Below are 23,606 nucleotides of genomic sequence, written 5' to 3'. Positions count from 1 at the left end.
GCGAGGAGTCAGTGGTCGTAGACCGTCACCGGTATGCCGCGCCGGGTGAGCCGCTCGGCTATCAGCGGCTCCACCCGGGACCACTTCCCGCCCGCCAGCCCGCAGCCGATCCGCGGCATGTGGACCGACGCACCGAGCTCCGCGGCCTGGTCCGCGACCCGGCCGAGCCCGACGTCGATGGCCTCGTACCGCACCGGGACGCCCTTGCTGCCCGTGCGGATGCCCCGCTGGCCGACGACGTTGGCCACCCACAGCCGCTCGCCGACCTGGACGAACTGGGCGGCGCCCAGCCCGAAGTCGTTGCCCGCGCGCTCGCGGTGCCATCTGCGGTAGGCCGCTTCGGGCTCCGGCCAGCGGCGGGAGAGCGCGAGGACGAAGCCCTTGCCCCAGCCGCCCAGGTCGTTGCAGACATGAGTGATGATCTTGACGCCCTTGCCCTGTGGTGCGGTGGCGTCCCCCTTGACGTAGGAAATCCCCGTGTTCTCGGTCATGTGTTCACAGTAGAGCCGACCACTGACAATCCACCGCGACCGCACGACGGCCGGGCGGGGCACGGGCCCGGCCGCCCGGGCATGCGCGAGGGCGGCCGCGGGGACCTTCCGGCCCGCCGCGACCGCCCTGTCGTACTCAGGCGCCGCTGGTGCGCGACTACTCCGCCGCGTTCAGCTCGCGTTCCTCGGCGATCCGGGCCACCCGGCCGCGGACCCCGAACCAGCCGGCGACCAGCGCGGCGGCGATGACCGGGATCAGCAGCACGGTCTTGCGGCCGACACCGTCGTCGAACCACATCAGCACGATGACGCCGAGCAGGAAGACGATGGTGGCGATGTCCGTGACCGGGGTGCCGGGCAGCCGGAACCGCGGGCGCTCGACCAGCCCCTCCTTCGAGCGGCGCACGAAGACCATGTGGCAGATCATGATCGTGCACCAGGTGCTGATGATGCCCAGCGCCGCGATGTTCAGCACGATCTCGAACGCCTCACCCGGGAGCCAGTAGTTCAGCCCGACACCGAGCACGCACACCGCGGAGGTGAGCATGATGCCGCCGTACGGAACCTGGTTGCGGTTCATCCGGCCGGCGAACTTGGGCGCGGAGCCCGCCATCGACATGGAGCGCAGGATCCGGCCGGTCGAGTACAGACCGGAGTTCAGGCTGGACATGGCCGCGGTCAGCACGACGAGGTTCATCACGTCGCCGGCCGCCGGGACACCGACGTTGGAGAGCACCGTGACGAACGGGCTCTGTCCGGCGGTGTACTTGTTCCACGGCAGCAGCATCGCCAGCAGGATCACCGAGCCGACGTAGAAGACGCCCACCCGCCACATGATGGAGTTGACGGCCTTCGGCACGACCTTCTGCGGCTCACCGGTCTCACCGGCGGTGACGCCGACCAGCTCGACCGCGGAGTAGGCGAAGACCACGCCCTGGAGCACGATCACCACGGGCAGCAGACCGGTCGGGAAGATGCCGCCGTGGTCGGTGATCAGGCTGAGGCCCGGCGAGTGGCCGCCGACCGGGTGGTGGGTGGCCAGCAGGAAGATGCCGATGAACATGAAGACGACCAGCGCGGCGACCTTGATGATCGCGAACCAGAACTCCAGCTCACCGAAGATCTTCACGGAGATCAGGTTCACCGTCAGCACGACCGCCAGCGCGATCAGCGCCATCACCCACTGCGGGATGTCGGTGAACAGGCTCCAGTAGTGCGTGTAGAGCGCGATCGCGGTGATGTCGGCGATACCGGTCGTCGACCAGTTCACGACGTACATCCAGCCGGCGACGTAGGCGCCCTTCTCGCCAAGGAACTCACGGGCGTAGGAGACGAACGACCCGGAGGACGGGCGGTGCAGCACCAGCTCGCCGAGCGCGCGCACCACGAAGAAGGCGAAGAGACCGCAGACCGCGTACGCGACGGCCAGCGCGGGACCGGCGGAGTGCAGACGGCCGCCGGCGCCCAGGAACAGGCCGGTGCCGATCGCGCCGCCGATGGCGATCATGTTGATGTGCCGGCCCTTGAGGCCCTTGCTGTACCCCGCGTCGCCCGCGTCCTGCTGCGAGCCGCTCCCCCCGTCAGGTGACCTGTGGGCTGTCTCGGTGACGGTTTCTGTGCTCACTGCTGGTGCATCTCGCTTTCGGGCAGGCGCTTGAGCGATGGCCAGGTCCCGCGGATCGCGCGGACGGCCGACGGCACACCTTCCCCGAAGAGCGCCCCTCCGTCTGTGGGCAAGATCACAGCGTGTATAGGCCATCCAAGATTTGTCCGTATTTGGCCTGAATTATCCGGCGGCGCATTTTCAAAGACGGGGTCAGTTCGCCCGTTTCGGGACCCCACTCCTCGCCCAGCAACGCAAACTTCTTCACCTGTTCCGTTCGGTTCAGACGCGCGTTCGCCCACAGGACGGCCCGCTCGACCTCCGCCCGCACCTTCGGATGCCCGGCCAGCTCCGGCAGCGTGCCTTCGATGCCGCGCCGCGCCGCCCAGGCGGGCGCCAGCTCCGGATCAAGGACCAGCAGCGCGACCACATATGGCCGACTGTCGCCGTACACCAGCGCCTGCCCGATGAGCGGATGCTCCTTGAGGGCGTTCTCGACCAGCGCGGGCGAGACGTTCTTGCCCGTGGAGGTCACGATCAGTTCCTTCTTGCGGTCGGTCAGCCAGAGGAAGCCGTCCTCGTCGATCCGCCCGACGTCACCGGTCGCGAACCAGCCGTCGGGGCCGGCCGCGGGCTCCACGGTCCCGTCGGCCCGCAGGTACCCCGCGCACACCGTGCGCCCCCGGACCTCGATCTCCCCGTCCTCGGCGGTGCGCAGCTCCACGCCGTCGATCGGGCGGCCGACCGAGCCCAGCCGGAACGCCGCCGGCCCGTTCGCCGTGGCCACGCCGGTCGTCTCGGTGAGCCCCCAGGCGTCCATGATCACGACCCCGAGACCGGCCCAGAACCGCACCACGTCCGGGGGCATCGGCGCGGAGGCACTCGCCGCCCACACCAGCCGGTCGAAGCCGGCAGCCGCCAGCAGCGGATCCAGCACCTCCGCCTCGGCCCGGGCGTAGGCCGCCGCCAGCTCGCCGGACGGCCGCTCCCCGCGCTCCCGGCACGCGACATGGGCCCGGGCGGTCTCCCCCGCCGCCTCGACCGCCGCCCTGCGCTCCTCGGGGAGCCGCCCCAGCGCCGCGCGCACCGAGGCGGCCAGCTTCTCCCAGACCCGCGGAACACCGAAGAACTCCACCGGGTGCAGCTCACGCACGGCGTCCGCGACGGCCGCCGGATCCGCGCACAGACAGACGTGCCCGGCCCGGAACACCGGCAGATACAGCCCCAGCATCCGCTCCGCGATGTGCGCGAAGGGGAGGTAGCAAAGGTGCGCGGCATGCTCCGGCAGCTCCACCACGGCATCCAGCGCCACCGCGTTGAGCAGCACATTGCGGTGACTGACCACCACCCCCTTCGGATTCCCCGTGGTCCCGGAGGTGAAGACAACGGTCAGCGCCTCCCCCGCCTCCCCCTCCCGCCAGACCTCCTCGAACACCTCCGGGTCGCATGCGTACCCATCGGCTCCCCTGGCCGCCAGAGCTGCGTAGGGCAGGTGGCGGGGGTCTGCAGAGCTTGGCGGGGCGACCTTGGCTTGGGACTCCGGCCCGGGTTGCGGGCCCGTCCCGGTTTGCGGGCCCGTCCCAGCGGGATCCGGCGCCTCGACGACCACCAGTTTCTCCAGCCGGGCGGCTTCGTCGTCCAGCAGCGGCTCGCAGCGCGCCACTTCCGACGGCCCCTCGAGTACGGCGAAGCGGGCCCTGCTGTGCCGAGCGATATGGGCGATCTGTTCGGGGGCCGCGGTGCCGTACACCGTCACCGGCACCGCGCCCAGGTGCACCAGCGCCAGGTCGCTGAGCCAGTGCTCGGGGCGGTTGCCCATCATGAGGAGGACGATCTCCCCGCGCCGTACGCCGAGCAAGCGATAACCGACGGCCAGCTCCGCGACCCGATGGCGAACCTCGGCCCAACTCAGGGTGCGCCAACCGACGACGCCACCAGAGGTGTCACGACCGGAGCCACTCACGGCGCCGCAGGCACCCTCTGTGTCGCGGCCAGTCACGGGGGCGCAGTCAGTCACGGGGTCGCGGTCAGTGACGGTGTCGCGGGCACCCCCGCTGTCGCGGCCAGTCACGGCGTCGCGGGCAGTCCCGGTGTCGCGCCAGGACAGCGCCGGCCGCTCGCCGTGGTCCTCGGCGTTGCGCAACAGCAGTGCGGGGAGGGTCAGGTGGCCCGGTTCACCGGGCATGCGCAGGATCGTGGTCAACGCAGGCTCCTCGCTCGGTCCCGTCGCTCGGTCCCGCAGATTCCGCCAGCCTTCAGACTTCCAGCGAACCTTCCTCCCGCTCCCGGCGTCAGAAGATTCCCCAAGGTTTCACAAGAGTGGTGAGACAGCAATACTGTTGAACATGGAGTCCGCCACCGATCTGACGGTCGACGAACTGGCCGCCCGCGCCGGCGTCACCGTCCGCACGATCCGCTTCTACAGCACCCGCGGCCTGCTGCCACCACCGGAGCTCGGCCCCCGCCGGGTCGGCCGCTACGGCCCGGACCACCTCTCGCGGCTCGCCCTCATCGAGGAACTCCAGCACCAGGGCCTCACCCTGTCGGCCATCGAGCGCTACCTGCAGCAGCTGCCGCCCGACCTGAGCGCCCAGGATCTCGCCATCCACCGTGCGCTGGTGGCGAGTTGGGTCCCGGACAAGGCCGAGGACGCCACCCGTGACCAGTTGGAGCGGCGGGTCGGCCGGGAGCTGACCGAGGAGGACCTGGACCGGTTGGCGGCCATGAGCGTGCTCGTACGGACCGAGGACCCGCAGGTCTTCCGCGTCGACCCCGGGCTGCTGCATCTCGGCACCCGCTTGCTGGACGTACCGATCGCGCTGGAGACCATCCTCGCGGCGCGCACCGTCGTCATCGAGCACACCCGCTCGGCGGCCCGCGAGCTGAGCCGGCTGTTCAAGGACGAGGTATGGGGGCCGCACCGGGAGGGCGGGCCGGACGCGGAGGAGATGGCGCGGATGAAGTCGCTCTCGGCCCATATGCAGCCGATGGTGGTGCAGGCACTGGTCACCGCCTTCCAGCGATCGATGAAGCAGGAACTGCGGGAGTGGTTCGGTGCGGAGGGCGCCCCGGGGCGGCGGGAGGGAGTCCCGGAGGAGCCGGAGGAGTGAGCCCAGAAGTGGACCGGGCCGCGGGAGCGACCGACCCCGCGGCGAGGAACGGGCCCACGGGAGCCAGTGGCCGGTCACGCGGGCCGGCCCTCCCTGCACCCCCTACACCCCCTAGCCCCTACACCGCTGAACCATCGCTCCTCCGACGTCGTCCCTTGAACCAGCGCTCCCCCGACGTCGCCCTTTGAGCCATCGCTCCTCCGACGTCGCCCCTCCGGTGCCTTGTGCGCCGACCCTTCGTATTACGGCAACGATTACGGAGAGTTATCTGTTCCGGTGTTCGCTACTTACTGTAATCAAGGGGGCGGAGTAGGCGGAAGGAGAGGGGCGGGCATCGGTCGTGCCCGCCCCTCGGTGCGTCAGTCGCTGAACTTCTCGCCCTTTTCGGCCTTTTCGACCAGCGATGCGGGGGGCGCGAAGCGGTCGCCGTAGGCCGTTTGGAGCTCCCGGGCGCGGGTCACGAAGCCGGGGAGGCCGACGAGGTCCTCGCGGCCCGGGCCGCCCTGGTAGCCATTGATGTACTGGATCACGCCGCCGGTCCAGCCCGGGAAACCGATGCCGAAGATGGAGCCGATGTTGGCGTCGGCGACCGAGGTGAGCACGCCTTCCTCGAAGCAGCGGACGGTGTCCAGGGCTTCGGAGAAGAGCATGCGTTCCTGCATGTCGATGAAGGGGATGGTGGCGCCTTCGCGGGCGAAGTGCTCGCGAAGGCCCGGCCAGAGGCCGGCGCGCCGGCCGTCGTCGCCGTACTCGTAGAAGCCGGCGCCCCCGCTACGGCCGGGGCGGCCGAACTCGTCGACCATCCGGTCGATGACCTCGTCCGCCGGGTGTGGCTGCCAGGTGCCGCCGGCCTCCTCGACGGCCCGCCGGCTCTCCTCGCGGATCTTGCGCGGCAGCGTCAGGGTCAGCTCGTCCATCAGGGACAGCACCTTGGCGGGGTAGCCGGCCTGGGCGGCGGCCTGTTCGACGGAGGCCGGCTCCAGGCCCTCGCCGATCATCGCCACGCCCTCGTTGATGAACTGGCCGATGACGCGGGAGGTGAAGAAGCCGCGCGAGTCGTTGACCACGATCGGCGTCTTCTTGATCTGGCGGACCAGGTCGAAGGCGCGGGCCAGCGCCTCGTCGCCGGTCCGTTCGCCCTTGATGATCTCGACCAGCGGCATCTTGTCGACCGGTGAGAAGAAGTGCAGCCCGATGAAGTCCTGGTCCCGTTCGACGCCTTCGGCGAGGAGCGTGATGGGGAGGGTGGAGGTGTTGGAGCACAGCAGCGCGTCGGGCGCGACGATGTGCTGGATCTCCTTGAACACCTTGTGCTTGAGGGCGACGTCCTCGAAGACCGCCTCGATGACGGCGTCGCAGCCGGCGAGGTCGGCGGGATCGGCGGTGGGTGTGATCCGGGCGAGCAGTTCGTCACGCTTCTGCTCGGTCGTGCGGCCCCGGGAGAGCGCCTTGTCGAGCAGCCCCTCCGAGTACGCCTTGCCCTTCTGCGCGGCCTCCGGGGTGACGTCCTTGAGGACGACCTGGATGCCCGCCTTGGCGCAGGCGTAGGCGATTCCGGCGCCCATCATGCCGGCGCCGAGCACGGCGACCTTCTCGACCGTGCGGGGTGCGATGCCCTTGGGGCGGTTGGCACCGGAGTTGACGGCCTGGAGGTCGAAGAAGAAGGCCTGGATCATGTTCTTGGAGACCTGGCCGGTGACCAGTTCGACGAAGTACCGCGCCTCGATGGTCTGCGCGGTCTCGAAGTCGACCTGGGAGCCCTCGACGGCCGCGGCGAGGATGTTGCGCGGGGCCGGGTACGGAGCGCCGTTGAGCTGCTTCTTGAGGTTGGCGGGGAACGCCGGGAGGTTGGCCGCGAACTTCGGCTGGGCGGGGGTGCCGCCGGGAATGCGGTAGCCCTTGGCGTCCCAGGGCTGCTGGGACTCGGGGTGCTCGTCGATGAAGGCGCGGGCCTTGGTGAGGAGTTCGTCGGGGGTGGCCGCGACGTCGTGGATCAGTCCGGCGTCCCTGGCGCGGGTGGCGTTGTACTGGGTGCCCTGGAGCAGCACCTTGAGCAGGGCGTCGGCGATGCCGAGCAGTCGTACGGTGCGGGTGACGCCGCCGGCGGCGGGCAGCAGGCCGAGGGTGACCTCGGGCAGGCCGATCTTGGTGGCGGGGGTGTCGAGGGCGATGCGGTGGTGGCAGGCCAGCGCGATTTCGTAACCGCCGCCCAGCGCCGCGCCGTTGACGGCGGCGACGACGGGCTTGCCGAGTGTCTCGAGGCGGCGCAGGTCGCGCTTGATGCCGTTGCCTGCCTCGAAGGCCTGCTGGGCCTGGGCGGGGGTGACGGCGATCAGGTCGCGGAGGTCGCCGCCGGCGAAGAAGGTCTTCTTGGCGGAGGTGATGATGATGCCGCGGATGCTGTCCTTCTCGGCCTCCAGGCGGTCGACGGCCGCGGTGAGGGAGGTCTTGAAGGCGTTGTTCATGGTGTTGGCGGACTGGTCGGGGTCGTCCAGGACCAGGGTGACGACGCCGGTCTCGTCCTTTTCCCAGCGGATGGTCGACAAAGCTGCGGGTTCACTCATGGTGCGTACTCCGTGGTGGGTGGGACGAGGGGGTCAGAGGCGCTCGATGACGGTGGCGATGCCCATGCCGCCGCCGACGCAGAGGGTGGCCAGGCCGTAGCGCTTGTCCTGCCGCTCGAGTTCGTCGACGAGGGTGCCGAGGATCATCGCGCCGGTGGCGCCGAGGGGGTGGCCCAGGGCGATGGCGCCGCCGTTGACGTTGACCTTGTCGAGGCTCAGGCCCATGTCCTTGACGAAGCGGAGCACGACGGCGGCGAAGGCCTCGTTGATCTCGACCAGGTCGATGTCGTCGATGGTCAGGCCGGCCTTGGTGAGCGCCTTGCGGCTGGCGGGGGCGGGGCCGGTGAGCATGATCGTCGGTTCGGAGCCGGAGACCGCGGCGGAGAGGATCCGGGCCCGGGGGGTGAGGCCGTAGCGCTCGCCGACCTCCTTGTTGCCGATGGCGACGAGGGCGGCGCCGTCCACGATGCCGGAGGAGTTGCCGGCGTGGTGGACGTGGTCGATCTTCTCGACCCAGTGGTACTTCTGCAGGGCGACCGCGTCGAAGCCGCCGGCGTCCCCGATGGTGGCGAAGGACGGCTTGAGGGAGGCGAGGGAGTCGGCGGTGGTGCCGGGGCGCATGTGCTCGTCGTGGTCGAGGACGACGAGGCCGTTGCGGTCGCGCACGGGGACTACGGACCGGTCGAAGCGGCCGTCCTTCCATGCTGCGGCGGCCCGTTCCTGGGAGAGGGCGGCGAACTCGTCGACGTCGCGCCGGCTGTAGCCCTCGATGGTGGCGATGAGGTCGGCGCCGATGCCCTGGGGGACGAAGCCGGTGTCGAAGTTGGTCATCGGGTCGGCGAACCAGGCGCCGCCGTCGGACGCCATCGGGACCCGCGACATGGATTCGACGCCGCCCGCGAGGACGAGGTCTTCCCAGCCGGAACGGACTTTGGCGGCGGCCATGTTGACGGCTTCGAGGCCGGAGGCACAGAAGCGGTTCTCCTGGACGCCGGCGACGGTGTCGGGCAGGCCGGCGGCGATCGCGGCGATCCGGGCGATGTCGGAGCCCTGGTCGCCGACGGGGCCGACGACGCCGAGGACGATGTCGTCGATCGCGGCCGGGTCGAGGCCGGGGAAGCGGCGGCGTACTTCGTGGAGCAGGCCGACGACCAGGTCGATGGGCTTGGTGCCGTGCAGCGCGCCGTTGGCCTTGCCGCGGCCGCGCGGGGTGCGGATCGCGTCGTATACGTACGCTTCGGAACTCACTGGTAAGCCTTTCCGGGGAGGGTTAGCCGAGCAGGGAGCGGCCGATGATCTCCTTCATGATCTCGGTCGTCCCGCCGTAGATGGTCTGGATGCGGCCGTCGGTGAAGGCCTTGGCGACGCGGTATTCGGTCATGTAGCCGTAGCCGCCGTGGAGTTGGAGGCAGCGGTCGGCGACGCGTTTCTGGAGTTCGGTGGCCCACCACTTGGCCATGGAGGCGTGTACGGCGTCGAGGGTGCCGTCGGAGTGGTCGGCGATGCAGCGGTCGAGGAAGGTGCGGGTGACGGCGCATTCGGTGGCCATCTCGGCGATCTCGAAGCGGATGTGCTGGAGCTTGGCCAGCGGTCGTCCGAATGCCTCGCGTTCCTTGACGTATTGGGTGGTGATCTCCAGGAGGTGTTCGGCGGCGGCGATGCCGGCGACGGCTATGCCCATGCGTTCCTGTGCGAGGTTGGTCATGAGGTGGACGAAGGCGCCGTTGAGCTCGCCGAGGAGGTTGTCCTTGGGGACGCGTACGTCGTGGAAGAACAGTTCGGCGGTGTCCTGGGATTTCTGGCCGATCTTGTCGAGGTTGCGGCCGCGTTCGAAGCCTGGCGTTCCGCGTTCGACGACGAGCAGCGACAGGCCGTGTGCGCCGCCTTCGGGTGTGGTCTTGGCGACGACGATGACGAGGTCGGCGAGGATGCCGTTGGAGATGAACGTCTTGGAGCCGTTCAGCAGCCAGTGGTCGCCCTTGTCCTCGGCGGTGGTGCGGATGCCCTGGAGGTCGGAGCCCGCGCCCGGTTCGGTCATGGCGATGGCGGTGATGATCTCGCCGCGGCAGAAGCCGGGCAGCCAGCGTTGCTTCTGTTCGTCGGTGGCGAGGGAGGTCAGGTAGGGGCCGATGATGTCGTTGTGCAGGCCCAGGGCGAGTCCGGGGGTGCCGGCGCGGGTGAACTCCTCGGCGAGGACGGCGCTGTAGCGGAAGTCGGGGTTGCCTCCGCCGCCGTATTCCTCGGGCACGGCCATGCCCAGCAGGCCCTGTCGGCCGGCGGCGCGCCAGGCGTCCCGGCTGACGATGCCGTCCTTCTCCCACTGTTCGTAGTGGGGCGTCACCTCTTTGGCAAGGAAGGTGCGGACGGTTTCCCGGAAGGCCTCGTGGTCCTCGGTGAAGATCTGGCGCGGCAGTGGGGCGGTCATCTCGGTGGGCCCTCCTCAGAGCCAGTTCTTGACGGTCTCGATGGGCCGGGCGGCCCGGGTGGTGGCCGGGGCGGCCGGTTCCGGGGCGACGGTGCCTTCGGTGGTCGGGGGTGGGTCGGCCGCGTGGCGGAGTGTGGTGGTGGGTTCCATCAGTGGGCCGCGTCCTTCTGTTCGGTGCGGCCCGGGGTGTGGGCGGGGCCTTCGGGGGGTGGGGTGAGGAGGCTGGGGGTCTGCCAGTCGTGAGCGATGTCCTCGGTGTCCGCGCCGGGCCGGGCGGGTGGTGTGCGGACCGTGCCCGGGGTGTGCGAGAAGCGGGGTGCGGGCGCGGGTTGGGTGATGCCGCCGTGGTCGACGAAGGTGCCGCGGGCGGCGAGATGGGGGTGGTGTGGTGCCTCGCGCAGGGAGAGGACCGGCGCGACGCAGGCGTCGGAGTCCTGGAAGACGGTGGTCCATTCGTCCCTGGTGCGGGTCTTGAAGCGGGCCGCGATGGCGGTGCGCAGCTCGTTCCAGGCGGCGAGGTCGTCTCGTGCCGGGGCTTCGTCCTCGATGCCCAGCAGCCGGATGAATTCGCCGTAGAAGCGCTTTTCCAGGGCGCCGACGGCCATGTATCCGCCGTCGGCGGTCCGGTAGGTGCCGTAGAACGGTGTCCCGCCGTCCAGCAGGTTGGCGCCGCGCCGGTCCTGCCAGCCGCCGGCCGCCAGCATGCCGTGGATCATCGCGGTCAGATGGGCGGTGCCGTCGACGATCGCGGCGTCGACGACCTGGCCCCGGCCGTTTTCGGTGCGGGCGTGCTGGAGTGCGGCGAGGACGCCGATGACGAGGTAGAGGGAGCCGCCGGCGTAGTCGCCGAGGAGGTTGGCGGGGAGGGCGGGCGGGCCGTCGGGCGGGCCGATCATTCCCAGGGCGCCGGTGATGGCGATGTAGCCGATGTCGTGGCCGGCGGTGTCGGCGAGCGGGCCCTGCTGGCCCCAGCCGGTCATCCGGCCGTAGACGAGCCGGGGGTTGCGTGCCAGGCATTCCTCGGGGCCGACGCCGAGTCGCTCGGCGACGCCCGGGCGGTAGCCCTCCAGCAGTACGTCGGCGCGTTCGGCCAGGTCGAGGACCTGGGCGACGCCGTGGGGGGTCTTCAGGTCCACGAGCACGGAGCGTTTGTTGCGGTTGGTGATGTCGTAGGCGGGGTCGATGGCCAGCCCGGCGCCCCCGGGGCGGTCGACGCGGACGACGTCGGCGCCGAGGTCGGCCAGGAGCATGGCTGCGAACGGCCCGGGGCCGATGCCCGCGAGCTCGACGACCCGTACGCCGTGGAGCGGGCCGTTGTCTGACTCCGTCATCGCGCCCCATGCCCTTCCGCACTGTGACACTTCTGATGTAACACTCGTGATGTTAAGAACGTGTTCCACTTTCCACAAGACCCCCTTGCCACGTGGCGACCACGCGGAAAGGCCCGTGCCGACGAGGCTCAACTGCCCTCGCCGCCACGGGCCTTTCGCGCGCCTGCTGCCGCTGCGCCGCTATCCCCCGTCGAGCTCGGCGATGAGCTTCTTGGGGGCTATGACGCGGTACGACTCCTCCGCCCAGTCACAGAGCAACTCGGCCGTCGGCGCCCCCTGCTCGTCGAGCGGGATCCGCACCCAGCCGGCCTTGCCCAGGCCGTAGCCCGCCGGCTCGGCGCCGGGCGAGGTCAGGGCATGGGCATGCGCCTCGGGATCCTTCAGCTTGACCGTGACGCCCGGCGGATGGCTGCCGTCATCGACTCCGAGGAAGACGAAGACCTTCTTGTTCACCTTGATGACGCTTTCGCCCCAGGGAAATTCCTCCACCGCCCCGGGCAGTCCGAGCGCGAACGCCCGCACCCGCTTCCGGACCGCCTCCGGACCCGCCGCCTTCGTCATGAGCTCCTCCACGTCCGTTCCCCCGTACGGCACCGCTGCGGCACCGCCCCGGCACCGCGCGTCTCGCGCACGGGCCGACCGACGCATCCCACGCTAACCGCGGGCACTGACAACGGCCCGCGCAGCGCCGGTCGCCCGGCCGACAGAGGGACAATTGCCGCCATGTCTGATCCGCAACTCGCCGCCGCGCTGTTCGGCTTCCATGCCGGTCAGGGACTGCGCCAGTTCACCGAACTGGCCCTGGCGCTGCTGCTGTCCTCGCTGATCGGCCTCGAACGGGAGGCCCGGCAGAAAAGCGCCGGACTGCGCACCCACACGCTGGTCGGTGTGGGCAGCGCGCTGTTCATGGAGGTGTCGATCCACGGCTTCGGGGCGCTGCTGGGAGCCGACGGTGTGGCGTTCGATCCGTCCCGCGTCGCCGCCCAGGTCGTCTCGGGCATCGGCTTCATCGGCGGCGGCCTGATCTTCGTCCGGAAGGACGCCGTCCGCGGGCTGACGACGGCCGCCACCATCTGGCTGACCTGCGCCATCGGCATGGCGTGCGGGGGTGGGCTGCCGCTGCTGGCGATCGGTGCGACCGCGGTGCACTTCCTCATCGTCCGCGGCTTCACGAGAATCTCCGACCGGATCGCGAAGGAGCCCTCCCTCACCCGGGTCGATCTGCGCGTCGCCTATCGCACGCAACGCGGATTGCTGGGGCGGATGTTGGAGATATGCACCGGCCGGGGGTTCCGGGTGACGGACGTCCAGGTGGAGACCGGCGTGGACGAGCGGCGGTTCGCGGCCGAGGTGCTGCTCCGTCTGGAGGGCGCCGCCGCGGCCCATCCCCTGGTGGAGGAGCTGTCCGAGCTGGAGGGGGTGCGCGGGGTGACGCTGGGGCGGCAGGACGACCGTACGGAGTGAACAGGCCGCGGCGGGCCGGTACGGGGCGAGGCCGGTTCAGCCCGGCGTCTCTTCGGCGGCCGGACGCGGTGAGGCGCCCCTGGGGACGCCTGCCCCCGCATCGGGCTGCGGTACGAGGTGGTCGTCGGGCGCCTGACGGTCGAGCAGTCTTCCCAGGCGCTGCGGCACATTGCCGCCCACCAGGAGGATGACGAGCAGTGTCAGCCCGAAGGTGAGCACGGCGAGTGCGCGTCCCAGGGGCATGCCTTCGGCCAGATGGGCTCCGAGGACGGGCGCCACCGCGCCGCCCAGGGCGCCGACGTTGTAGACGAAGCCCAGGGAGGCGGCGCGGTTCGCGGTGGGGAAGTGACCGGCGAGGTATTTCGGCAGGATGCCGGAGATGCCCTGGCTGAGCGCGAGCAGACCGAAGACCAGCACACCGAGGAGGGGCAGGTTGTCGCGGACCGCGAAGACCGGGAAGACGAAGGCGAGCGAGGCCAGCAGGGTGCAGGCGTAGGCGCGCCGGGTCCCGAGCCGGTCGCCGGTGTAGCCCGCGAGCCAGCATCCCGCCATGGTGCCGAAGCCCGCGTAGAACATCACGTCGGTGACCTGTCCGGGCGCGTAGCCGAGGTCGGTCTTGAGGTAGGTGGGCAGCAGGGCCTGGACGGGCCAGCTGTAGAGGAAGGCGCAGAACACGGTCGCCATCAGGGACACGTACAGCAGCCATCCGCGGCGGCCGCCGAGCTGCACGGCGAAGGCGACCAGGCACAGCGCCGCGACACCCGACAGCCAGGGAACGTACCCGGTTCCTGCGGGTGTGAAAACGCAGTACAGGGCGGCCGAGGCGGTCGCGGCGAGGACGGCGTTGAGCCAGCGGCGGCGCCCGGTGAACAACGGCCGGAACGGATGCGGACGTTCCTCTTCGGGGCGCGTAGCGGACGCGCCGATCTCCCGGTGCCAGTCCCCGGCCTCCGGCAGCGATCTGCGCACCCAGAGGGCGACGAGGACGGGCAGTACTCCGATCCAGAACATCCAGCGCCAGCCCCAGTGGGGCACCACCCACTTGTAGAGCTCGGCCGCGACGACGGTGCCGCCCGCGTACCCGGAGATGAGGAACCCGGACGCCCGGTTGCGCCACCGGGTGGGCCAGGTTTCCAGCACGTAGGTCGCACTGGCGCTGTACTCCCCCGCCATGCCCAGGCCGATCACCAGACGGGCGACGAACAGGCTGCTGTAGTCCCAGGCGAAGCCGCAGGCGAAGGTGCCGAGCGAGTAGAGCAGGATGCTGGCGACCATGGCGGCCCTGCGGCCGTAGCGGTCGCCCAGCGCACCGAGGAGCGCGCCGCCCAGCCACCGGGTGATGAACGCACCGGAGATCAGCGAGGCGGCGGTGGCGGTGCTCAGGTGGAACTCGTCGGCGATCTCGGTCAGCACCAGGGTGATCAGGACGAAGTCGAAGCCGTCGAGGAGATAGCCGATCCAGGCGGCGAACATCGCCTTCCACTGCCGTGGCGTGACCTCCTGGTACCAGCGCCGTGTTCCCTGAGGGGCTGGTCCGGGTCGGCGGTCGTCATGGTGATCGTCCAAGGGGCGCGTCGTCACGGCAAACCGGCCTCCTCCTGGAGTCGGCAACGACGGGGAGCGGAGACATGGGACGTCCTACGTCGCCGCGCTCACGGTGAGCGTGGCCCGGCCACCCCACCCTGTCAAGGGTGCGCGCCGCACCCCACCGCCGCACGGCACTTCCGGCCGCCCCGGCCCCAACGGGGAGGCGTCAGGGCCGCGTTGACGGGACGACGGCGACTGCCTAGGGTCCGAACACCAGCTCACCAGGGCGGTCGAGAGGACGCGCAGCATGCAACGGCAGAACACCGAGGGACGGGCCCACGACCTCGTCCTCTACGGGGCGACCGGCTTCGCCGGCGCTCTCACCGCGGCCTATCTGGCCGAGCACGCGCCCCAGGACTGCCGCTGGGCGCTGGCCGGCCGCAATCTCTCCAAGCTGGAGCGTCTGCGGGACCGCCTGGCGGAGATCAACCCGGCCTGCGGTGATCTGCCGTTGCTGCGGGCCGAGAGCGACGACCGGGACGCCGTGCACGCCCTCGCCGCCGACACCCGGGTGCTGGCAACCACGGTGGGCCCGTATCTGCTGCACGGCGAGCCGCTGGTCGCCGCGTGCGCCGCGGCCGGTACCGACTACGTCGACCTCACCGGCGAGCCGGAATTCATCGACCGCATGTTCTTGCGGCACGACGCGACGGCCCGCACCTCGGGCGCGCGCCTGGTCCACGCCGCCGGTTTCGACTCCGTCCCCCACGACCTCGGCGTCCACTACACCGTGGGCCTGCTCCCCGAGGGCGTCCCACTGCGCATCGACGGTTTCGTCCGCACCAACGCGACGTTCTCCGGCGGCACGCTGGCCTCCGCGCTGACCGTCGCCTCGCGGCCGGTCGCCATGGCACGGGCGGCCCGCGAGCGGCAGCGGGCCGAACCCCGGCCGGCCGGGCGCCGGATCCGGGCCCCCTTCGGTCCGCCGCTCAGGAGCGCGGAAACCGGCACGTGGGGCGTGCCGCTGCCGACCCTCGACCCGCAGATCATCGCCCGCTCGGCCGCCGCCCTGGACCGCTACGGCCCGGACTTCCGCTACCGCCACTACGCCGGCGTCCGGCGGCTGCCGATCGCCGTGGGCGGGGCCCTGGGCGCCGGGGCGCTGTGTGCGGCCGCGCAGGTGCCGCCCGCCCGGCGGTGGCTGTCGGGCCGTCTGGAGCCGGGCCAGGGGCCGAGCCCGGAGCGGCGCGCCCGGAGCTGGTTCACGGTGCGGTTCGTCGCCTCCGGTGGCGGCAAGCGCCTGATCACCGAGGTCGCGGGCGGCGACCCCGGTTACGACGAGACGGCGAAGATGCTCGCCGAGTCGGCGCTCAGCCTGGCCTTCGACGATCTGCCGCGGACCGCCGGCCAGGTGACGCCCGCGGTGGCCATGGGGGACGCGCTGACGACGCGGCTCCAGAAGGCGGGTATCACCTTCCGGGTCGTCCGGGAGGGATAGCCGGACCGCCGCCCCGCCAGCAGGAGTTCCGGTGTCAGATGCCGGCCAGGGCGCGGCGGCACAGCGCGTCGGCGGCCCGGGTGGTCTCCGGAATCCGGTAGTCCGGCGCCAGGTGCAGCGTGTGGGCGCAGGCCCGGTCGAGGCTGACCCGGTGTCCCACGGAGACGAAGACCGGTTTGACGCCCGTCTGGGTCCGCAGCGCTCGTCCCACCTCCTCGTCGCCATCCAGGAGCGGAGAGGTGGCGCCCCGCTCCGGGCCCGGAGGGGCGTACCGGAAGGTGAAGGGGTTCTTGGCGACACCGATGGTGGGCAGGCCGGTGAGCACCCCCAGGTGGCTGGCGAGCCCGAAGCGGCGTGGGTGCGCCACCCCGTAGCCGTCACAGATCACCAGGTCGGGAGTGCGGGCCAGGCGGTCCAGTGCGGCGAGCACGGTGGGGATCTCCCGGAAGGCCAGCAACCCCGGCACGTACGGGAAGGAGACCTGGCCGACGGCGGTGGCCTCGTCGACGACGGCGCGGGTACGGGCGTCCAGCGCCACGGCGGCCGCGGCGACGACATCGCGGGCGTCGTCGTAGGCGACGTCCACGCCCACGACCGTGCCCTCGAACCCTGGTTCCGGGCCGGGTTCGTCGAGCAGTACGTAGGGCCGCAGCCGGTCCTGAACCGCGCGGGCCCGGTCCTCGTCCGCCGGCCAGCGCCGCAGTTCCTCGTCGCAGGAGATCGTTCCGGGAGTGTCCATGATGACCGCCACGCTACCGAACGGCTGACCGGCCCGTTCGCCGGGCGGAACGGCGACCGGACGGACTGTCAGTACCCCTCGGTACGGTGAGGAGAGTGGTCGCGGCACCGCACGCCGCCGCCCTCCCCTCCGCCCTCGACACACGTCCCAGACACCAGCAGAGGCCCGCCATGTCCGACGCACTCCACGAGCTCGACGCCACCGATCTCGCCGCCCGGTTACGCCGCCGCGAGCTTTCCGCCCGGGAGGTCGTGCAGGCTCATCTGGACCGGATCGAACAGGTCAATCCCGCCGTCAACGCCGTCGTCACGCTCGATCCCGAGGGCGCCCTGGTCGCCGCCGCCCGAGCTGACGAGCGTCTGGCCCGGGGCGCCGAGGTGCCGCCTCTGCACGGACTGCCGATCGCCTTCAAGGACACCCACCTCACCCGCGGTATGCGCACCACGTTCGGCTCGCCGCTCTTCGCCGACTATGTGCCCGCCGAGGACGACCTGGTGGTCGACCGCCTCCAGCGGGCCGGCGTCATCCGCCTCGGCAAGACCAACGTCCCCGAGTTCGCCGCCGGTTCACACACCTTCAACCCGGTCTTCGGCACCACCCGCAATCCGTACGACACGAGCCGGTCGGCGGGCGGGAGCAGCGGCGGTGCCGCTGCGGCCCTGGCGGCGGGGCTGCAACCCCTCGCCGATGGCAGCGACATGGGTGGCTCGCTGCGCAATCCGGCGTCCTTCTGCAACGTGGTCGGGCTGCGGCCCACCCCGGGGCGGGTGCCTCCCCACCCCGGCGGCAATATCTGGGACACCCTTGCGGTCCCGGGCCCCATGGGGCGGACCGTCTCCGACACCGCGTTGCTGCTGTCCGCGATGGCCGGTCCGGATCCGCGCTGCCCCTTCAGCCTGGAGACCCCCGGCGCGGCGTTCCGGGTGCCGCTCGACCGCGAGCTGCGCGGTCTGCGCGTCGCCTGGTCCCCGGACCTCGGCGGACACGCACCGGCCGACCCGGACGTCCTCGCCGTGCTGGAGCCGCAGTTGAGCGTCCTGGAGGCGCTCGGCTGCCATGTGGAGACGGCGTGCCCGGACCTGGCCGGGGCCGACGAGGCGTTCCGTACGCTGCGGGCGCACAGCTTCGACCTGACGCTGGGCGTGCTGCTCGACGCCGACCGGGAGGCCCTCAGGCCCAGCCTTGCCCGGAACATCGAGCAGGGCCGCCGGCTCACCCCGGCCGATCTCATCACCGCCACGACGGTCCGCAGCCGGCTCCACCTCGGCGCGGTGGACTTCTTCTCCCGCTACGACCTGCTGCTCGCCCCGGTCAGTCAGGTCACGCCGTTCGACGCGGAACTGGAGTACCCGACGGAGGTCGCCGGCCGCCCCACGGAGACGTATCTGGACTGGATGCGCTCGGCCTACCTGATCTCGCTCCTCGGGCTGCCCGCCCTGTCGGTTCCGGCGGGCTTCACGCCCGGTGGCCTTCCCGTGGGCCTGCAGTTCATCGGTGCGCCGAGGGCCGACCTCGCCGTATTGCAGGCCGGCCATGCCTACGAGACCGCGACCCGCCACGGGCGACGGCGCCCGGACCTGCCCACCACCTGAGAGCGAGGAATCCGGCAGTGCATATATTGCAACCATGTTCGTACTGGAACTGACCTATACCGCACCCCTCGAACGCGTCGACGCCGTCCTCGAGGAGCATGTGGCCTGGCTGCAGCAGCAGTACGCGGCCGGGCACTTCATCGCCGCCGGGCGCAAGGTCCCGCGTGACGGCGGCGTGATCCTCGCCGCCGGCGTGGACCGGGCGGCCGTGGAGGGCATCGTGGCCCAGGACCCGTTCACCCTCGCCGGTGTGTGCGAGTACCGCATCACGGAATTCGTGGCGACGACGACCGCCCCGGCCCTGGAGGCGTACCGGGAGCAGCTGCCGACCTGAGGCGGTGACTGGGGGTAACGGGGGTAATGGCGTGGCGGGCACCCGGTAGCGGGCGCCCGGCCCCGCCCGCTACCGGGTGCCCGCCGGCCTGGCGAGAAGGCTAGGAAGACGTGGTAGGCGGCACCGCCGACTTGCCGAGCGGGGCGGCGCCCACCGGTTCGGGCACGCCGGCCACGGGCCAGCGGCCGCCGTTCCGCCAGTACCCCTGGATCTCCTCCAGCTGGCGCCCCTTGGTCTCCGGTGCGGTGACGGTCGCGAAGGCCAGCGCGGCGACGGCGAGCACGCCGAGCGCCGCGAAGGTCCGCGCCGCTCCTGCCCAGGCCATCAGCGACGGGAAGAACTGGGCGATCAGCAGATTGGCGACCAGATCCGCGGTGAGCATCACCGAAGCCCCGGTCGACCGCAGCTGCGCCGGGAACGCCTCACTCGCGTAAACCCAGATCAGCGACCCGAAACCGAAGTTGAAGGCCGCGGTGAACAGCAGGATCGCCCCGAAACCGACCCACGTCATCGTGCCGTGCAGCTCTCCCGAGCCGAAGACCGCGGTCAGCACGCCCAGCATCACGACCATGGTGCCGATGCCGCAGAGCAGCACCACCCGGCGGCCGAGCCGGTCGATGATGAGGATGGCGAGCACGGTGGCGGCCAGTGAGGCGAGCTGGACGAAGGACGGCAGCAGGAAGTTCTGCCCGTTGCCGGTGAAGCCCATCTCCTCGAAGATCTGCGGGCTGTAGTACGTCACGGCGTTGATGCCGGTGATCTGACAGAAGAACCCCAGCCCGATGACGAAGAGCGCCGCGCGGGCATAGGGCTTGCGCAACAGGGAACGCGCCGATCCGCCGCTCTCCTCGGCGAGCGCGGCACCGACGGCCGCGACCTCCGCGTGAGGATCGACGTCCGGGTCGGTCATGGCCATCACTTCGACGGCCCGTTCCGTGCGCCCTTTGAGGACGTACCACCGCGGGGTGTCCGGCAACCGGAACAGCGGAATCAGGACGAGCGCGGCAGGGATCGCGGAGAGACCGAGCATCCAGCGCCAGTGCCCGCCACCGGACAGGCCCCAGTTGACGAAGTACGTGAGGACGATGCCGGCGACCGTGGCCACTTGATAGGCGGCGACGGAGGCGCCCCGGATACGGGCCGGGGTGGATTCGGCGATGTAGAGCGGCGCGGCGACGATCGAGATCCCGATGGCGACGCCGAGCAGGAAACGGACGACGTCCAGCACGACGACGTTGGGCGCGGCGGCGGAGAGCGCGACGAACACCGCGTACGAGCCGGCGACGATCAGCATCGCCGCCTTTCGCCCCAACGCGTCGGCGAGCTTGCCGCCGATCAGTGCTCCCACGATGGAGCCGAACACCAAGATGCTGTTGACCAGCCCTTTTTCGGTTTCGGTGAGGTGGAAGTCCTTGCTCAGGAACACCAGGGCACCGGAGATGCTGCCGGTGTCGTAGCCGTAGATGACGCCAACGATGGCGCCGGTGAGCGCGAACAGCCTGCCGGTGCGACCGGAAGTCCCGGCGGACGGCGGCGGAGGCGTCGCGGAGATCGTGGCAGTGGACATGGGGAGTCCTTTGTGCGGCGGGGCGGCCTTGCTGCGTGAGTGAGTGCGTCAGCGCGTGCGTCAGCGATTGCGTCAGTGATTGATCATGCGAGTATTTGACGCTCTTCGCGCAACTGTCAACACCCACGTTTCGCCTCAGAACCTCACAGCGCGGCACAGCCATCCCCCTCGCACCCCCCTCATCCTCTGGCGCAGCCACCCATTCGAGGGATGGATCGCTGGAGCGATGTTGCGTACAGTCGATTGCAGCAGGCGAGAAAGTTGCAGTTTCGAGCAATCCGATCGCAGAGTATCCAGCCGAGGCCGGAGGGAACCGGCCGCAACGGAGCAAGACCGCTTCACACATCACGGGAGGGTGGGCCATGAGCGAGACCTCGTACATGGAGCAGGAGCTGCACAGCCAGCCGGAGACCTGGCGGCAGGCCGCACGAATCGGAGCGGCCGCCGGCCCGCTGCCGAAGGCCGGGCAACGAGTGGCCGTCATCGGCTGCGGCACCTCATGGTTCATGGCGCAGTCGTACGCGGCGTTGCGCGAGAGCGCCGGCTTGGGCGTGACGGACCCATTCGCCGCTTCCGAGGCCTTCCTCGGCGGCGACCGCGGCTATGACGCGGTGGTGGCGATCACCCGCTCGGGCACCACGACCGAAGTACTGCGGGTACTCGACGCGGTCCAGGGACGTATTCCAACGGTGACGATCCTCGGCGACCCCGAGACGCCGGCCGTGGCTCTGTCCGACGAAACGGTCGAGCTTCCGTTCGCCGACGAGAAGTCGGTGGTGCAGACCCGCTTCGCGACCACGGCGCTGACGCTGCTGCGCGCACATCTGGGCGAGGACGTCTCCCGGGCCGTGACCGACGCGGAAGAGGCCCTGGCCGCAATGGTCGAGAAGGAATGGGTGGACGCCGAGCAGTTCACCTTCCTCGGCACGGGCTGGACGTTCGGGCTGGCCAACGAGGCGGCCCTCAAGATGCGGGAGGCCTCGCAGAGCTGGACGGAGTCCTACCCCGCCATGGAGTACCGCCACGGCCCCATCTCGATAGCCGCGCCCGGTCGGGTGACCTGGCTGTTCGGCGAGGCCCCGGAGGGGCTGGAGGCCGATGTGGTGCGGACGGGTGCGCGTTTCGTGCGCCATACGCGCGATCCGCTGGCGGATCTGGTCCTGGTCCAGCGCGTGGCGCTGGAGCGTGCCCGGGCCCGTGGCCTGGACCCGGACAACCCGCGCAGCCTGACCCGTTCGGTGATGCTCGGGGCCCCGGCCGCCTCATAGCCCGCCGCTCCTCCGCGCCACCCTCCCTTCCCTCCCCATCTCACCTGCTCTGCAAGGGAGTTCACATCCCATGCCCCTGGTCCCCACCTCGTCACTGATCGACGCCGCACGTGAGGCGCACGTCGGTGCAGCGGCCTTCAACGTCATCCATTTGGAAACCGCCGAGGCACTCGTCACGGCCGCCGAACGCACCGGCATTCCGCTGATCCTGCAGATCAGCGAGAACTGCATCCGCTACCACGGCAGCCTGCTCCCCATCACCCGCGCCACGCTGGCCCTTGCCGAGGGCTCCAGCGCCCGGATCGCGGTCCATCTCGACCACATCACCGATGCCGAACTGGTCCGCGAGGGCATCACCGCAGGGGTCGGTTCGGTCATGGTGGATGCTTCCGCCCTTCCCTACGAGGAGAACGTCGCCACCACCGCCGAACTCACCTCCTGGTGCCACGACCGTGGGGCCTATGTCGAGGCGGAGCTCGGCGAGGTGGGCGGCAAGGACGGCGTACACGCGCCGGGCGTGCGCACGGATCCGGACGAGGCATTGGCATTCGTCAGCGCGACCGGCGTGGATGCCCTCGCCGTGGCCGTGGGCTCGTCCCATGCGATGCACGAGCGCACGGCCGTCCTGGACAAGGAGCTCATCGCGGCGCTCCGTGCCACGTTGCCGGTGCCGCTGGTCCTGCACGGGTCCTCCGGCGTGCCGGACGACGAGTTGCGCCGGGCCATCGCCGCCGGAATGACGAAGATCAATATCTCCACCCATCTGGTCTCCGTCTTCACCCAGTCGATACGCGGGACGCTGGACGCGAACCCGTCACTGGTCGACTCCCGGAAGTACGTCAAGCCGGCCCGGGAGGCCGTGGCCGAAGAGGCCGCACGACTGCTGGGCGTGCTGGCCACTCCGGCGACGGTGCCGGGGCAGTACGCGGCCCAGGCGCCGGCGCGCGGCTGAGCACCGGCCCGCGGCTCAGCGGGGCCAGACATGCAAGGAGGTAAGGAGGCAAGGAGGCAAGGAGGCAAGGAGGCAAGGAGGCAAGGAGGCAAGGAGACGGTGCCACATAGAGAGATAGAGAGAAAGAGAGGAGGCGGACGGAGAAGAGAGGGAGGAGAAGAGCAAGAGATGCGGCGAACGAGGGGGCCGACCGGGCGTCATCGTGGTCGATTGAAACGAATTAGGCTCGCGCTATGAAGCGCCATGAACGGATGAACGCACTGCTCGAGCTGCTCGGTGAGCGGGGTCGGGTGGATGTCGAGGAGGCAGCGACCGCACTGGAGGTCTCGGCCGCCACGATGCGGCGCGACATGGATGCTCTCGCCGAGCAGCAGTTGCTGACCCGCACCCGGGGTGGGGCAGTGCTCAGCTCCGTGGCGTACGACCTGCCGATCCGCTACAAGCATGCGCACCGGTCGGCGGAGAAGGAAGCGGTGGCACAGGCTGCGGCGAAGCTGGTCGAGCGTGGTGATGTGGTCGGGCTGAGTGGTGGCACCACGACCACGGCGATCGCCCGGGTGCTCGCCACACGTCCGGACTTCGCGGAGGCGGGCCCGCAGCCGCATCTGACGATCGTCACCAATTCGCTGAACATCGCCAATGAGCTGGCCGTGCGGCCGCAGATCAAGATTGTGCTCACTGGCGGGGTGGCGCACTCGCGGTCGTTCGAACTGGTCGGGCCCTTCAGCGAGTTGGTGCTCCAGCAGATCTCGATCGATATCGCGTTCATCGGGGCGAACGGCATGGACCCGGTGATGGGGGCCACCGTTCACGACGAGGCCGAGGCCCGGGTCAACCGCCTCATGGCGGAGCGCGCCCGGCGTGCGGTGATCGTCGCGGACTCATCGAAGATCGGCGAACGGTGCTTCGCCCGGGTCGGTGACACGGACGTCTTTGACACCTTCATCACGGATGCGAGCGCCAAGGAAGCCACTCGCCGGGAGTTCGCAGACCGAGGGCTGCGGGTGGTGACGGCACGCCCGCCCGTGACCGAGCGAGTGAGTGAGAGTGAGTGAGTAGGTAGGTAGTTGGTAGGTAGTGCGAGCGGGTGGCGAGGTTGATTGCCTCTCGTTGGGTTGCCTCTCGTTGGGTGGGGGTGGGG

At 70.4% G+C, this 23,606-nt stretch carries 20 protein-coding genes; 8 read left to right on the top strand and 12 right to left on the bottom strand.

Annotated features, from left to right (window positions below; all coding sequences use genetic code 11):
* Positions 1-8: 8 nt before the first annotated feature.
* The 3 genes from V2J85_RS38770 to V2J85_RS38760 all read right to left on the bottom strand — a co-directional run bounded on the left by V2J85_RS38770 (position 9) and on the right by V2J85_RS38760 (position 4,297).
* Entirely contained in the window at positions 9-491 is a 483-nt protein-coding gene (locus V2J85_RS38770) for a macro domain-containing protein (protein WP_261954751.1), read from the bottom strand.
* Between the two features lie 157 nt (positions 492-648).
* Positions 649-2,115, bottom strand: coding sequence for an amino acid permease (locus V2J85_RS38765; RefSeq protein WP_261954752.1), 1,467 nt, complete (start codon positions 2,113-2,115; stop codon positions 649-651).
* Positions 2,116-2,230: 115 nt separating this feature from the next.
* On the bottom strand, positions 2,231-4,297 hold the full coding sequence (locus V2J85_RS38760; RefSeq protein ID WP_330824202.1) for an AMP-dependent synthetase/ligase: 2,067 nt from the start codon (positions 4,295-4,297) through the stop codon (positions 2,231-2,233).
* Between the two features lie 142 nt (positions 4,298-4,439).
* Here V2J85_RS38760 and V2J85_RS38755 point away from each other — a divergent pair, with 142 nt between their 5' ends.
* The gene (locus V2J85_RS38755; RefSeq protein ID WP_330824201.1) at positions 4,440-5,204 is read left to right on the top strand and encodes a MerR family transcriptional regulator; all 765 of its coding nucleotides are present in this window, start codon (positions 4,440-4,442) and stop codon (positions 5,202-5,204) included.
* Positions 5,205-5,563: 359 nt separating this feature from the next.
* Here the strand turns inward: V2J85_RS38755 and V2J85_RS38750 are convergent, their stop codons facing one another.
* The 6 genes from V2J85_RS38750 to V2J85_RS38725 all read right to left on the bottom strand — a co-directional run bounded on the left by V2J85_RS38750 (position 5,564) and on the right by V2J85_RS38725 (position 12,085).
* A complete protein-coding gene (locus V2J85_RS38750; RefSeq protein WP_330824200.1) occupies positions 5,564-7,768 on the bottom strand; it encodes a 3-hydroxyacyl-CoA dehydrogenase NAD-binding domain-containing protein in 2,205 nt (734 codons plus the stop codon).
* Between the two features lie 33 nt (positions 7,769-7,801).
* Positions 7,802-9,016, bottom strand: a complete 1,215-nt coding sequence (locus tag V2J85_RS38745) for an acetyl-CoA C-acetyltransferase (RefSeq protein WP_261954756.1) — start codon at positions 9,014-9,016, stop codon at positions 7,802-7,804.
* Positions 9,017-9,038: 22 nt separating this feature from the next.
* Positions 9,039-10,181, bottom strand: coding sequence for an acyl-CoA dehydrogenase family protein (locus V2J85_RS38740; RefSeq protein ID WP_261957344.1), 1,143 nt, complete (start codon positions 10,179-10,181; stop codon positions 9,039-9,041).
* Positions 10,182-10,208: 27 nt separating this feature from the next.
* On the bottom strand, positions 10,209-10,343 hold the full coding sequence (locus tag V2J85_RS38735; RefSeq protein ID WP_261954757.1) for a hypothetical protein: 135 nt from the start codon (positions 10,341-10,343) through the stop codon (positions 10,209-10,211).
* Entirely contained in the window at positions 10,343-11,524 is a 1,182-nt protein-coding gene (locus tag V2J85_RS38730) for a CaiB/BaiF CoA transferase family protein (RefSeq protein WP_261954758.1), read from the bottom strand. The genes V2J85_RS38735 and V2J85_RS38730 overlap by 1 nt, the downstream gene beginning before the upstream one ends.
* A 180-nt stretch (positions 11,525-11,704) precedes the next feature.
* Positions 11,705-12,085: an MmcQ/YjbR family DNA-binding protein gene (locus V2J85_RS38725; protein WP_330824199.1), complete on the bottom strand. Its 381-nt coding sequence runs from the start codon at positions 12,083-12,085 to the stop codon at positions 11,705-11,707.
* Between the two features lie 162 nt (positions 12,086-12,247).
* Here V2J85_RS38725 and V2J85_RS38720 point away from each other — a divergent pair, with 162 nt between their 5' ends.
* Positions 12,248-12,988, top strand: a complete 741-nt coding sequence (locus V2J85_RS38720; RefSeq protein WP_261954760.1) for an MgtC/SapB family protein — start codon at positions 12,248-12,250, stop codon at positions 12,986-12,988.
* A 36-nt stretch (positions 12,989-13,024) separates the two neighbouring features.
* On the opposite strand, the gene V2J85_RS38715 is transcribed toward V2J85_RS38720, so the two are convergent.
* Positions 13,025-14,554 (bottom strand): sialate:H+ symport family MFS transporter, encoded by a 1,530-nt coding sequence (locus V2J85_RS38715; protein ID WP_330824205.1) that lies wholly within the window; start codon positions 14,552-14,554, stop codon positions 13,025-13,027.
* A 268-nt stretch (positions 14,555-14,822) separates the two neighbouring features.
* Between V2J85_RS38715 and V2J85_RS38710 the strand changes: the two genes are divergently transcribed.
* Positions 14,823-16,013, top strand: a complete 1,191-nt coding sequence (locus V2J85_RS38710) for a saccharopine dehydrogenase family protein (RefSeq protein WP_261954762.1) — start codon at positions 14,823-14,825, stop codon at positions 16,011-16,013.
* A gap of 34 nt (positions 16,014-16,047) precedes the next feature.
* On the opposite strand, the gene V2J85_RS38705 is transcribed toward V2J85_RS38710, so the two are convergent.
* Positions 16,048-16,752 (bottom strand): endonuclease V, encoded by a 705-nt coding sequence (locus V2J85_RS38705; protein ID WP_330824198.1) that lies wholly within the window; start codon positions 16,750-16,752, stop codon positions 16,048-16,050.
* 170 nt (positions 16,753-16,922) lie between these two features.
* Between V2J85_RS38705 and V2J85_RS38700 the strand changes: the two genes are divergently transcribed.
* Complete coding sequence (locus V2J85_RS38700) at positions 16,923-18,344, top strand: amidase (protein ID WP_330824197.1); 1,422 nt, start codon at positions 16,923-16,925, stop codon at positions 18,342-18,344.
* Between the two features lie 34 nt (positions 18,345-18,378).
* The gene (locus tag V2J85_RS38695; RefSeq protein WP_261954765.1) at positions 18,379-18,678 is read left to right on the top strand and encodes a YciI family protein; all 300 of its coding nucleotides are present in this window, start codon (positions 18,379-18,381) and stop codon (positions 18,676-18,678) included.
* 100 nt (positions 18,679-18,778) lie between these two features.
* Here V2J85_RS38695 and V2J85_RS38690 read toward each other — a convergent pair whose 3' ends face one another.
* Positions 18,779-20,245 (bottom strand): sugar porter family MFS transporter, encoded by a 1,467-nt coding sequence (locus V2J85_RS38690; RefSeq protein ID WP_261954766.1) that lies wholly within the window; start codon positions 20,243-20,245, stop codon positions 18,779-18,781.
* A 362-nt stretch (positions 20,246-20,607) separates the two neighbouring features.
* Here V2J85_RS38690 and V2J85_RS38685 point away from each other — a divergent pair, with 362 nt between their 5' ends.
* From V2J85_RS38685 to V2J85_RS38675, 3 genes are all read left to right on the top strand, one after another.
* Positions 20,608-21,513: an SIS domain-containing protein gene (locus V2J85_RS38685; protein WP_330824196.1), complete on the top strand. Its 906-nt coding sequence runs from the start codon at positions 20,608-20,610 to the stop codon at positions 21,511-21,513.
* 70 nt (positions 21,514-21,583) lie between these two features.
* Complete coding sequence (locus V2J85_RS38680) at positions 21,584-22,465, top strand: class II fructose-bisphosphate aldolase (protein ID WP_261954768.1); 882 nt, start codon at positions 21,584-21,586, stop codon at positions 22,463-22,465.
* 233 nt (positions 22,466-22,698) lie between these two features.
* Positions 22,699-23,520: a DeoR/GlpR family DNA-binding transcription regulator gene (locus tag V2J85_RS38675; RefSeq protein WP_330824195.1), complete on the top strand. Its 822-nt coding sequence runs from the start codon at positions 22,699-22,701 to the stop codon at positions 23,518-23,520.
* Positions 23,521-23,606 lie beyond the last annotated feature (86 nt).

It is taken from the genome of Streptomyces bugieae, assembly GCF_036352915.1.
Lineage (GTDB): Bacteria > Actinomycetota > Actinomycetes > Streptomycetales > Streptomycetaceae > Streptomyces > Streptomyces endophytica.
The sequence above is the reverse complement of the archived record's forward strand: the minus strand, read 5'-3'. Positions and strand labels throughout refer to the sequence as shown.

Bases quoted from the DNA above. Each gene is read 5' to 3' on its own strand.
- V2J85_RS38770 (WP_261954751.1), bottom strand. From the start codon at position 491: ATGACCGAGAACACGGGGATTTCCTACGTCAAGGGGGACGCCACCGCA.
- V2J85_RS38755 (WP_330824201.1), top strand. From the start codon at position 4,440: ATGGAGTCCGCCACCGATCTGACGGTCGACGAACTGGCCGCCCGCGCC.
- V2J85_RS38750 (WP_330824200.1), bottom strand. From the start codon at position 7,768: ATGAGTGAACCCGCAGCTTTGTCGACCATCCGCTGGGAAAAGGACGAG.
- V2J85_RS38735 (WP_261954757.1), bottom strand. From the start codon at position 10,343: ATGGAACCCACCACCACACTCCGCCACGCGGCCGACCCACCCCCGACC.
- V2J85_RS38730 (WP_261954758.1), bottom strand. From the start codon at position 11,524: ATGACGGAGTCAGACAACGGCCCGCTCCACGGCGTACGGGTCGTCGAG.
- V2J85_RS38725 (WP_330824199.1), bottom strand. From the start codon at position 12,085: ATGACGAAGGCGGCGGGTCCGGAGGCGGTCCGGAAGCGGGTGCGGGCG.
- V2J85_RS38720 (WP_261954760.1), top strand. From the start codon at position 12,248: ATGTCTGATCCGCAACTCGCCGCCGCGCTGTTCGGCTTCCATGCCGGT.
- V2J85_RS38710 (WP_261954762.1), top strand. From the start codon at position 14,823: ATGCAACGGCAGAACACCGAGGGACGGGCCCACGACCTCGTCCTCTAC.
- V2J85_RS38705 (WP_330824198.1), bottom strand. From the start codon at position 16,752: ATGGACACTCCCGGAACGATCTCCTGCGACGAGGAACTGCGGCGCTGG.
- V2J85_RS38700 (WP_330824197.1), top strand. From the start codon at position 16,923: ATGTCCGACGCACTCCACGAGCTCGACGCCACCGATCTCGCCGCCCGG.
- V2J85_RS38695 (WP_261954765.1), top strand. From the start codon at position 18,379: ATGTTCGTACTGGAACTGACCTATACCGCACCCCTCGAACGCGTCGAC.
- V2J85_RS38690 (WP_261954766.1), bottom strand. From the start codon at position 20,245: ATGTCCACTGCCACGATCTCCGCGACGCCTCCGCCGCCGTCCGCCGGG.
- V2J85_RS38685 (WP_330824196.1), top strand. From the start codon at position 20,608: ATGAGCGAGACCTCGTACATGGAGCAGGAGCTGCACAGCCAGCCGGAG.
- V2J85_RS38680 (WP_261954768.1), top strand. From the start codon at position 21,584: ATGCCCCTGGTCCCCACCTCGTCACTGATCGACGCCGCACGTGAGGCG.
- V2J85_RS38675 (WP_330824195.1), top strand. From the start codon at position 22,699: ATGAAGCGCCATGAACGGATGAACGCACTGCTCGAGCTGCTCGGTGAG.